The 10,529-nt window shown below is 72.0% G+C and carries 10 protein-coding genes and 1 pseudogene; 10 read left to right on the plus strand and 1 reads right to left on the minus strand.

Annotation, left to right across the window (positions count from 1 at the left end; all coding sequences use genetic code 11):
* The 7 genes and pseudogenes from ACFFNX_RS31560 to ACFFNX_RS31590 form a co-directional block, all read left to right on the plus strand.
* Positions 1 to 120: pseudogene (locus ACFFNX_RS31560) on the plus strand (orotidine-5'-phosphate decarboxylase); the annotation flags it as partial.
* A gap of 2,180 nt (positions 121 to 2,300) precedes the next feature.
* Positions 2,301 to 2,627, plus strand: coding sequence for an integration host factor, actinobacterial type (gene mihF / locus ACFFNX_RS31565; RefSeq protein WP_252782942.1), 327 nt, complete (start codon positions 2,301 to 2,303; stop codon positions 2,625 to 2,627).
* Between the two features lie 73 nt (positions 2,628 to 2,700).
* Positions 2,701 to 3,267 carry a guanylate kinase gene (gmk, locus tag ACFFNX_RS31570; RefSeq protein ID WP_378209530.1) on the plus strand — a complete coding sequence of 189 codons (567 nt, stop codon included), beginning with the start codon at positions 2,701 to 2,703 and terminating at the stop codon, positions 3,265 to 3,267.
* Positions 3,268 to 3,278: 11 nt separating this feature from the next.
* Positions 3,279 to 3,548 (plus strand): DNA-directed RNA polymerase subunit omega, encoded by a 270-nt coding sequence (gene rpoZ, locus ACFFNX_RS31575; RefSeq protein WP_285566731.1) that lies wholly within the window; start codon positions 3,279 to 3,281, stop codon positions 3,546 to 3,548.
* A 34-nt stretch (positions 3,549 to 3,582) separates the two neighbouring features.
* Complete coding sequence (gene coaBC, locus ACFFNX_RS31580; protein ID WP_378209523.1) at positions 3,583 to 4,806, plus strand: bifunctional phosphopantothenoylcysteine decarboxylase/phosphopantothenate--cysteine ligase CoaBC; 1,224 nt, start codon at positions 3,583 to 3,585, stop codon at positions 4,804 to 4,806.
* 115 nt (positions 4,807 to 4,921) lie between these two features.
* Positions 4,922 to 6,115, plus strand: a complete 1,194-nt coding sequence (metK, locus tag ACFFNX_RS31585; RefSeq protein ID WP_378209524.1) for a methionine adenosyltransferase — start codon at positions 4,922 to 4,924, stop codon at positions 6,113 to 6,115.
* A 118-nt stretch (positions 6,116 to 6,233) separates the two neighbouring features.
* Positions 6,234 to 7,442 (plus strand): cytochrome P450 family protein, encoded by a 1,209-nt coding sequence (locus ACFFNX_RS31590; protein ID WP_378209525.1) that lies wholly within the window; start codon positions 6,234 to 6,236, stop codon positions 7,440 to 7,442.
* A 553-nt stretch (positions 7,443 to 7,995) separates the two neighbouring features.
* On the opposite strand, the gene ACFFNX_RS31595 is transcribed toward ACFFNX_RS31590, so the two are convergent.
* Complete coding sequence (locus tag ACFFNX_RS31595) at positions 7,996 to 8,364, minus strand: hypothetical protein (protein WP_378209526.1); 369 nt, start codon at positions 8,362 to 8,364, stop codon at positions 7,996 to 7,998.
* A 70-nt stretch (positions 8,365 to 8,434) separates the two neighbouring features.
* On the opposite strand from ACFFNX_RS31595, the gene ACFFNX_RS31600 reads away from it, so the two are divergent.
* The 3 genes from ACFFNX_RS31600 to ACFFNX_RS31610 form a co-directional block, all read left to right on the plus strand.
* Positions 8,435 to 8,794: an MmcQ/YjbR family DNA-binding protein gene (locus tag ACFFNX_RS31600; protein ID WP_378209527.1), complete on the plus strand. Its 360-nt coding sequence runs from the start codon at positions 8,435 to 8,437 to the stop codon at positions 8,792 to 8,794.
* Between the two features lie 101 nt (positions 8,795 to 8,895).
* Entirely contained in the window at positions 8,896 to 10,182 is a 1,287-nt protein-coding gene (locus ACFFNX_RS31605; RefSeq protein WP_378209528.1) for a primosomal protein N' family DNA-binding protein, read from the plus strand.
* Between the two features lie 128 nt (positions 10,183 to 10,310).
* The coding region (locus ACFFNX_RS31610; RefSeq protein ID WP_378209529.1) for a hypothetical protein at positions 10,311 to 10,529 on the plus strand (219 nt) is incomplete at its 3' end.

Here is a 10,529-nt window from a genome sequence, read left to right on the forward strand (position 1 = left end):
GCCCTCGCCTCGGGCGCGGACCTGCTCGTCATCGGCCGCCCCATCACCGCGGCCCCGGACCCGGGCGCCGCCGCCGCCGGCATCGCCGCCGCCCTACGCCGCACGAGCGGGAGCGTTTGAGGGCCGCTCTCATCGCCACGCCGCCGGGCGCGGGGATCGCCGCGGTTTTGTCGGCGGTCTGAGGGCTCGCCTCATCGCTGCCGTGCCGGTGCGGCGGTCGAAAGGGGCGTACAGGCGGGAGTGCCCGAGACTCCGCCCGGGTCGCCGTGGTCCGGGTACTGCGGTTGTGGGGATCGTTGCGGTTCGGTGGCGTACGTCGGTTTCGGAGGAGTTCGCCTCACCGGTGCGAGTCGGGTGTGCCGTCTTTAGCGGCGGTTTGAGGGCCCGCTGCGGCGCCGCTGGCCATCGCGCACGAGCGGCGGTGTCTGGTCGCCGTGGTCATGGGAATCGCCGTCGGCCTGAGTTGTATGAGTGAGGGCTGGTCTCATCACTGCGCTGTCGGGCGTGGGTGAGGTGGTCGCGGGGATCGCCGCCGTGTCGGTGTGCGGCGGTTGCAAGGTCCTACGGCTCTTGGCCGTACGGGCGGGAGTGCCCGAGAATCCGTCCCAACCGCCGTGGTCCGGGTGCTGCGCTTCGCCGCCGTTCGGCGGCGTATGTCGGTTCTCGGCGGGTCTCGCCTCACCGTTGCGGCGTCGAGTGTGGGCCGGTGGTCGAGGGCTTGTCGCCGTTTTCGGACGTTTGAGGGTCTGTCGCGTCGCGGTGGTGTCTGGTCGCCGTGGCCCGGGCGCTGCGGACGTGGGGATCGTTGCCGTTCGGTGGCGTACGTCGGTTTCGGAGGGTCTCGACTCGCCGTTGCGATGTCGGTTGTGGGGGCGCGGGGGTCGCCGCTGTTCTGCGGCGCTGCGGGCCGCAAAGGGGTGTCGCTGGCCATCGCGCACGGAGCGATGGTGCCTGGTCGCCGTGGTCCGGGTGCCGTGGTCGTGGGGATCGTTGTCGTTCGGTGGCGTACGCCGGTTTCGGAGAGTCTCGCCTCATCGTTGCGATGTCGGCGGTGGTCGCGGGGGCTGCCTCGTTTTGTATCGGTCTGAGGGGCCGTCTCGTCGCCACGGCGGTCGCAAGGGACGTCGCCCGCCATCGCGCACGAGCGGCGGTGTCTGAAGCGTCGGCCCGACTTCGTCACGTTCGCCTCTTCGCCGACGGTGTCTCCCCCGCGCGGGGGCTGTGCGTTCCGTCACATGTCCCGCCGGCGACGACTCGCCCGCGCGAATCGGCTCCCCTCCTTTTCGGTCGAGTGCTCGGGGGTGACTTTGATCACGCCGCGTCGTGCCGCGACGACGACGAAGAGGGGGCGCTCGCCTCGGGCATGGACCTGCTCGTGATCGGCCGTTCCGATCGCCCGTGCCCGGCGGCGGCCGCAGCAGCCGGGCACGAGGCCGCCGAGGAACCCCGGCGCGGTCCTGACCCTCGGCGGCGCCGCGAGCCGTGCGCGCGGTCCCCGCGCCGAAATCCGCCTCACCGGGATCGGCCGCACCCTCGCCGCCGGACCGCCGCACCGAGGCGCGGAACCTCACGCTCGACGCTGGGGGGCTTCAGGCCGAATTGGCACGTTCCAGCAGGCTGGTAGCCGTTTTCGCAGGTCCCTCACGGCCGGAGAAGGCCGCGTTTTCGTGCCTGAGAGCGCCGCAGCCTCGCGAACCCCCGTTGCCCCACAGAGTTCATCGGGGGCCGGTGTCCACGGCGGCGAGGCGGCCTGTACGCGATCCGGGGTGACGCCCGCGTCGCGAAGAGCGGCGTCCGGGGGGCGGGAGCCGACCCGGCGCCCGGCCGTCGGGTGACACAAACCGTCAACCCGTTATGACAGCGACACGCCGGGCGCGTCCGTGAGACCGGTGGCGGGCCGTCGGGTCGACGGGTCGCCGGCATGTGTCGCCGAGGGCCGCCGCGCGAGGGCCGTCGGCGGACCCCGGAGACCGGCTTGTGGGGGTTCGGGAGTTAGATGGCGGACAGTGACCGTCCCGGAGGAGGTGCCGGGCGGCGAAACGTGTCCCGCGGAGTGTCATCCGCCGCCGTTTCGTCTTGACTGAGCCGTTTGCCCCTCGCAAGAAACGCCAGGCCGTCGTACGGTTCGGGGTGAAGCAACCCCCCCGATTGGGTACTCTGCGTGTTCAGGACATCCCATAGAGTGACATCTGCAATTTAATGACGGGCTAAACGGGCTTTCACGTTGCTTTATGGGCCCTGAACTCGCTAGGTTCCCAAGCCGTCCGACTCAATCGAGTGGAAACACGAGGTGACCCGGCGTGGCGCTTCCGCCCCTAACCCCTGAACAGCGCGCCGCAGCCCTGGAGAAGGCTGCCAAGGCCCGCAAAGAGCGTGCCGAGGTCAAAGACCGCCTGAAGCACGGCGGAACCTCCCTCGCTGAGGTTCTGAAAGATGGTCAGGCCGACGACGTAATCGGAAAGATGAAGGTGTCGGCACTGCTGGAATCCCTGCCTGGCGTCGGAAAGGTCCGCGCTAAGCAGATCATGGAGCGGCTCGGTATCGCCGAGTCCCGCCGCGTGCGGGGGCTTGGCGCCAACCAGCGCGCCGCTCTGGAGCGTGAGTTCGGCGGCGGTGGAAATCGCTGATCGGCTTGCGCCGGACGGGCGCGGCGGTTCGGCCGCCGCGGCCGATTCCGCCGCGTCCGCGGCGGGCGGCTCCATCTCGTCCGGGCGCCTGACGGTCCTTTCCGGGCCGTCCGGCGTCGGCAAGAGCACGGTCGTCGCCGAGATCCGGCGTGCCCACCCCGAGGTGTGGCTGTCGGTCTCGGTGACCACCCGTGCGCCGCGTCCCGGCGAAATCCACGGCGTGCATTACTTCTTTGCCGATGACGCCGAGTTCGATCGGCTCATCGACGAAGGCGAACTGCTCGAGTGGGCCGAGTTCGCGGGGAATCGTTACGGTACGCCGCGGCGTGCGGTGCTGGAGCACCTCGCCGCCGGCGTGCCGGCCCTGCTCGAGATCGACCTGCAGGGCGCTCGCCAGGTGCGCGCGTCCATGCCGGAGGCACGGCTCGTCTTCCTGGCGCCCCCGTCCTGGGAGGAGCTCGTGCGCCGTCTCGTCGGCCGCGGCACCGAGGCCCCCGAGGTGATCGAACGCCGGCTGGCCGCCGCCCGCGAGGAGCTCGCCGCCGAGAAGGAGTTCGATCTCACCCTGGTGAACACTTCGGTCAAGGACGTCTGCGCTGAGCTGATATCCTTGCTGGCTGTCCACCCATCTGACGACTGAGAGGCGCGGGAGTGGCTTCTAACGCCCCCGGCGGTGCCGACGGCATCACCAATCCGCCCATCGACGATCTGCTGAAGATCGTTGACAGCAAGTACAGCCTTGTGATCATGGGTGCCAAGCGCGCCCGCCAGATCAACGCCTACTACGCACAGCTCGGCGAGGGCCTGCTCGAGTACGTCGGCCCCCTGGTGGAGACCCAGGTCCAGGAAAAGCCGCTGTCCATCGCGCTGCGCGAGGTCCGCGAGGGCCTGCTCAACTCCGAGGCCATCGAAGGCCCGTAAGTGATCGTGACCGGCCGCACCGCGGGGCGTGGCGATGACGTCCGCGAGTGAGGGGCCGCGCGTTCTGCTCGGCGTCGGCGGCGGCATCGCCGCGTACAAGGTCTGCGAACTGCTGCGGAGACTGACCGAGTCGGGGCACCGGGTCCGGGTGATCCCGACGCGTGACGCCCTGCGCTTCGTCGGCGAGCCGACGTGGGCGGCGCTGTCCGGCGAGCCGGTCACCACCGAGGTCTGGTCCGGCGTCGAAGAGGTTCCGCACGTTCGCCTCGGGCAGGGCGCCGATCTGGTGTTCGTCGCGCCGGCAACGGCCGACCTGCTGGCCAGGGCGGCGCACGGCATCGCCGACGACCTGCTGACCAACACGCTCCTCACGGCGCGGTGCCCGGTCGTGTTCGCTCCCGCGATGCACACCGAGATGTGGGAGCACCCGGCCACCCAGGCCAACGTCGCGACGCTGCGCCGGCGGGGGAACCTCGTGATCGAGCCCGCGGCGGGCCGGCTCACCGGCGCCGACTCGGGCAAGGGCCGGCTGCCCGAGCCCGACGCGCTCTTCGAGGCCGCCCGGCGGGTGCTGGCCCGCGGCGGGACGGAGACCGCGCGTGACCTCGCCGGCCGCCACGTCGTCGTCTCCGCGGGCGGCACCCGCGAGCCCATCGACCCGGTCCGCTTCATCGGCAACCGCTCCTCGGGAATGCAGGGGTACGCCCTGGCCCGTACGGCCCTGGCACGCGGCGCGCGGGTCACCCTGGTCGCCGCCAACGTCACCCTGCCCGACCCGGCCGGCGCCGAGGTCGTACGCACCGGGTCGACGCGCGAGATGCGTGACGCGGTCCTGAAGGCCGCGGCCGACGCCGACGCGGTGGTCATGGCGGCGGCGGTGGCCGACTTCCGTCCGGCCGACTACGAGGACGTGAAGATAAAGAAGACGCCCGGTGCCGAGCCGGCGCCGATCCATCTCGTGGAGAATCCCGACATCCTGGCCGAGCTCGTACGTGAGGCGCGCGACGCCCGCCACCGGGTGATCGTCGGGTTCGCCGCCGAGACGCACGACGTCCTGGAGAACGGCCGGCGGAAACTCGCCCGCAAGGGCTGTGACCTGCTGGTCGTCAACCAAGTGGGAGAGCACCTGGCGTTCGGCCGCCCGGACAACGCCGCGGTCATCCTTTCCGCCGACGGTGCGGCCGTCGACGTGCCGCGCGGCACGAAGGAGGCCCTGTCCGACGTGGTTTGGGATCTCGTCGCCGCACGCATGATCTGAAGAGGCCGAGACGCCCCATCGGGATTTGAGTCGTTCTCGGTAGACTTCGCCACCGACAAACGCAAGTCCATCTCTGCTTACGTCAGTCAGCAGCCGCTGCAAGGAGTACACGCACGTGTCCCGTCGCCTGTTCACCTCAGAATCCGTGACCGAGGGTCACCCGGACAAGATCGCGGACCAGATCAGCGATGCGATCCTCGACGCGATGCTGAAGGACGATGCCAAGAGCCGCGTCGCCGTCGAGACCATGATCACTACCGGCCAGGTCCACGTCGCGGGTGAGGTCACCACCGAGACGTACGTGGACATCCCCGGTGTCATCCGGGAGAAGATCCTGGACATCGGCTACGACTCCTCCAGCAAGGGCTTTGACGGGCGTTCGTGCGGCGTGTCCGTGTCGATCGGCGCCCAGTCGCCCGACATCGCCCAGGGCGTCGACGACGCGTACGAGACCCGCGAGGGCGAGGGCACCGACGACCTCGACCGCCAGGGCGCCGGCGACCAGGGCCTGATGTTCGGCTACGCCTGCCGGGAGACCCCCGAGCTGATGCCGCTGCCGATCACCCTCGCGCACCGGCTCGCCGCCCGGCTGTCCGCGGTCCGCAACAACGGTCTGGTGCCCTACCTGCGTCCCGACGGTAAGACCCAGGTCACCATCGAGTACGACGGCGACCGCCCGGTCCGCCTCGACACCGTCGTCGTCTCCTCCCAGCACGCCCCGGACATCAGCCTGAGCGACCTGCTGACGCCGGACATCAAGGAGCACGTGGTCGACCCGGTCGTCGCCGACCTCGACCTGGCGACCGAGGGCTACCGTCTGCTGGTCAACCCGACCGGCCGCTTCGAGATCGGCGGCCCGATGGGCGACGCCGGCCTCACCGGCCGCAAGATCATCATCGACACCTACGGCGGCATGGCCCGCCACGGCGGCGGCGCCTTCTCCGGCAAGGACCCGTCCAAGGTGGACCGCTCCGCCGCGTACGCCATGCGCTGGGTGGCCAAGAACGTCGTCGCCGCGGGCCTGGCGGACCGCTGCGAGGCCCAGGTCGCGTACGCCATCGGCAAGGCGCACCCGGTCGGCCTGTTCGTCGAGACCTTCGGCACCGAGAAGCTCCCGGCCGAGAAGATCCAGGAGGCCGTGCTCGCGGTCTTCGACCTGCGCCCGGCCGCGATCATCCGCGACCTCGACCTGCTCCGCCCGATCTACTCCCAGACGGCGGCGTACGGCCACTTCGGCCGCGAGGAGCCGGACTTCGCGTGGGAGACCACGCACCGCGCCGACGCGCTGCGCGAGGCCGCCGGCCTCTGAGCCCTTCGGCCACGAGGGCGGTCCCGGCATCGGCCGGGGCCGCCCTTTCGCGTGCTTGGGCGCGTGTCCCGGCGGGCACAGTCCGTAGTGGCGATGGGGCGGGAGGAGGAGGTGCCCGGTGGGTGAGCCGGAGGTCTTCCCGTACGACGACCCGGCGTTCGTCGCGGACCCGTTCCCCTTCTACAAGAGGCTGCGTCAAGAGGGGCCCGTACGCCGCGTGGCGACCGTACGCGGCATCGAGGCGTGGCTGGTCACCCGGTACGAGGACGGGGCGGCCGCGCTGTCGGACCCGCGCTTCAGCAGCGACCTGCGGGACGCGACCGACAGCCACCTGCTGGACCTGCTGCCCTCGGCCGAGCGCGAGTCGTTCCTGCGGAGCATGATCAGGGTCGGGCCGCCCGACCACACCCGGCTGCGCCGCCTCGTCTCCAAGGCGTTCACCGCCCGCCGCGTCGCCGCGCTGCGGCCCCGGGTTCAGGAGATCACCGACGGCCTGATCGACACCGTCCTGCCCGCGGGCCGCGCCGACCTGGTCGCCGACGTGGCCCTGCCCCTGCCGGTCACCGTCATCTGCGAACTGCTCGGCGTGCCCGTCGCCGACCGCGAGGGCTTCCAGGAGTGGACCGACGCCATACTCACGCAGGAACGCTTCGACCGGGACGCGGTGGACCACGCGTGGCGGAGGATGTGGGCCTACCTCGAAGGACTGATCGCCGACAAGCGGGCCCGCCCCGGCGACGACCTGCTGAGCGCGCTGATCACCGCGCGCGACGACGAGGGGCGCCTGGAGGAGGACGAACTGGTCGCCATGGCCTTCCTCCTGCTGGTCGCCGGGTACATCACCACGGTCAACCTCATCGCCGGCGGCACGGCGACGCTGCTGGCCCATCCGCAACAGCTCAAGCTCGTACGCGACGACCCGGGGCTGCTGCCCGGGGCGGTGGAGGAGCTTCTGCGCTACGACGGGCCGGTCGACCCCGGGGTGATCCGGTTCCCGACGGAGGACGTCGAGATCGGCGGCGTGCGGATCCCGCGAGGGGACACGGTCTTGATCGCCACGGCCATCGCGGACCGCGACCCGCAGCACTTCGCCGACCCCGACCGGCTCGACGTCACCCGTACGGAGAACACGCACCTGGCGTTCGGGCACGGCGCCCACTACTGCCTCGGCGCGCCTCTCGCCCGGCTGGAGGGCGAGATCGCCATCGGCACGATCCTGCGGCGGCTGCCCGACCTGGCCCTGGCCGTACCGTTCGAGGAACTGCGCTGGCACGTCGCGAGCCTGCGCGGCCCGAAGGCGGTGCCGGTCACGTTCACTCCGGCCTGAGCACCGCCGCGAGCAGGTGCGGCCCGACATCGCTGGGCGGAGCGCGGTACGGCGAGCCGGAGCTGTTGGGGCGCGGTGAAGGAGAACGGCCCGGGCAGCGCCGCGACCGCCGCCGCGAACGATCCCCGGCATGGCGGCGAGGACCCGCCGATCGGCCGGCGCAGGCCGCCGTACGGCGCGGGTCTTGAAGCCGGGCAGGCGGAGACCGACGGGCGGTACGGCGGCGGGCGCGAGCGCGGTGACGAACCACATGGTCGTCCGCCGATCGAGCGCACCGCCGATGAGGGTGCCGAGCGGAGCCCTGAGGACGAGCGGGGACGTGATGTCGGTCGTGTGCCTGCGGCGGTGTTCGCGTGTGAGGTGGGTCCGTGGCCGCGTTGCGTGCGGCGGAGTCGATGAGTGAGGACGTGATGTTCGTCATCACGGTCGCGGTCGCGTGCCTGCGGCGGTGTTTGCGCGTGAGGCGAGTCCGTCGCTGCGTTGCGGGCGGCGGAGTCGATGAGCGGGGACGTGATGTTCGTCATCACCCGTGGGGATCGCGTGCCCACGGCGGTCACCGCGCGTGAGGCGAGTCCGTGGCCGGGCGCTGTCGCCGAGTTGCCGACGGCGAACGCGGTGACCAGCACGCGCCGGGGAGGTCGGGCGGCGGCGCGGACGCGGGTGCGAAGACCGTGATGAGCCGTCCGGCCGCGACGATGGCGACGTGAGTACGGTCCTGCGGGCGCTCGCCGATCCCGTTCGGCTGCGGATCGTGCGGCTGCTCGACGTCGGCGGGGAGGTGACCTGCGGCGGCCTGCCGGTCGAGGTCTCCACGGTCGAGCGGTCTGGTCTCGACCCGGGTCGACGGCGATGCCCGGCCCGTTCGGCTGCGGCGTGCGGAGATCGAGGAACGGCTCCCCGGACTGCCGACCTCGATCGTCACGGTGACGCAGCCGCGGTCTGTCGGTGGCGGGTGACATGCTGAGGGCCGCCGACACGGAGGAGCCCGGCCCATGGTCACGATCGACGACATCCGCCGCCTGACGTCCACCCTGCCGCGCTCGGAGGAACACCTCATCCGTGACCGGGTGAAGTTCCGCGTCGGCAAGATCGTCTACGCTGCCCTGTCCCGGGACGAGACCACGATGGGCTGCGGCTTCCCCAAGGAGGAGCGGGAGGCGATGATCGCCGCCGAGCCGGAGAAATTCCTGATGCCCCGGGTGTCGGACCAGCGCTTCAACTGGATCGAGGTTCGCCTGGACGCCATCTCGGTGGAGGAGATGCACGAGCTCGTCCTGGACGCCTGGCGCATGGTGGTGCCCAAGCGTGTGGCGGCCGAGCATGCCCTGAGGGCCGTCCGCGAAGACGCCTGACGGCCCGCGGGGCCTCCGGTCTTCGGGCCCGGCCTGTGGCCGGTGCAGGTGTTCGGTCGTGGTCGCGCGTTCGGAGCGGGGAGGTCTGGTAGGACGGAAGGGTGACCGACGGCGTGGACATGGGTGTGCTTCCCGGGATGGGCGACCTTCCGGAGTCCGCGGCACCCGCGCCGGCCGGCGGAGGCGCGCGGGACCGCGGCCCCGGGCAGGGCGGGCGCACCGCGAAGAAGAACGGCACCGCCAAGAAGAACGCCCGCAGGCCCGCGGAGACGCTCCCGGTCGCGCGGGTGGCCGTGGACACGCCGCTTCCGCATCTGGACCGCCCGTTCGACTATCTGGTCCCCTCGACGCTGGACGACGCGGCCGTCCCCGGATGCCGGGTACGGGTCCGGTTCGCGGGCCAGCTCATGGACGGTTTCCTGCTCGAACGCGTGGACAAGAGCGACCACGGGGGCCGCCTCGCCTACCTGGAGCGCGTCACCTCCCCGGAGCCGGTCCTGGCCCCGGAGATCGCCGCGCTCGCCCGGGAGCTCGCCGACCGCTACGCGGGCACCCTCGCCGACGTCCTGCGGCTGGCCATCCCGCCCCGCCACGCGCGCGTCGAGAACGAGGACACGCCCGCCCCCGGCGGATCCGCGGGCAAGACCGGCCCGGCGGAGGAGGACCCGGAGACAGAGGACACGGCGCGACCCGCCGAATCCCGTCCGGAGGACGGGGCGTCCGAGGAGACGGCCGGTTCACCGGACGCCACCGCCGACGTCGAGACACCGCCGTCGCGCGGCGACGCCCCGAGGGCGCCGGACACCGTCGCCGTCGCGCACCCGGCGCCCGCGACCCCCGCCGACGGCACCGATGAGCCCACCGCCGGTGATGACGACGATGCGACCGGCGATGGTGCTCTCACGGGTCCCGGCGAGGCGCCGGACGTGGGAGATGGCGAGGCGGCGGGTGATGGTGTTCCCGTTGGTGGCGATGGGGCGCCGGACGGGGGAGACGGCGGGCCGGTCGCTGCTCAGGGGGTCCTCGCTGGCGGAGGTGGGGCGCCGGACGGGAGAGAGGGTGGGGCGGTCGCTCAGGGCGTCCATGCTGGTGGTGGGGCGCCGGGCGTGGGAGGTGGCGGGGCGGTGGGTGATGGTGTTTCCGCTGGTGGCGGTGGGGCGCCGGGCGTGGGAGGTGGCGGGGAAGCCGGTGATGGTGTTTCCGCTGGTGGCGGTGAGGTGCCGGACGCGGTAGGTGGTGGGGCGGTTGGTCATGGTGTTTCCGCTGGTGGTGGCGGAGCGCCGGGTGGGGGAGATGGCGGGGCGGTCGCTCATGGCGTCCGTGCTGGTCGCGGTGGGCGGCCGGGCACGGGAGGTGGCGGGGGATGGTGTCCCCGCCGGCGGCGATAGGGCGCCGGGCGTGGGGGGTGGTGGGGCGGTCGGTGACGGTGTTCCTGCCGGTTCCGGTGAGGTGCCGGGCGTGGCAGGTGGTGGGGCGGTGGGTGATGGTGTTTCCGCTGGTGGTGGCGGAGCGCTAGGTGGGAGAGGCGGCGGGGCGGCCGTTCATGGCGTCCTCGCCGGTCGCGGCGGTGCGGCGGGCACGGGAGGTGGCGGGGCGGTGGGTGATGGTGTTCCCGCTGGCGGCGATGGGGCACCGGACGGGGGAGACGGGACGCCGGACGGGGGAGATGGCGGGGCGGTCGCTCATGGCGTCCGTGCTGGTCGCGGTGGGCGGCCGGGCACGGGAGGTGGCGGGG

Source organism: Actinoallomurus acaciae, assembly GCF_042429965.1.
In the GTDB taxonomy this organism is placed as follows: domain Bacteria; phylum Actinomycetota; class Actinomycetes; order Streptosporangiales; family Streptosporangiaceae; genus Actinoallomurus; species Actinoallomurus acaciae.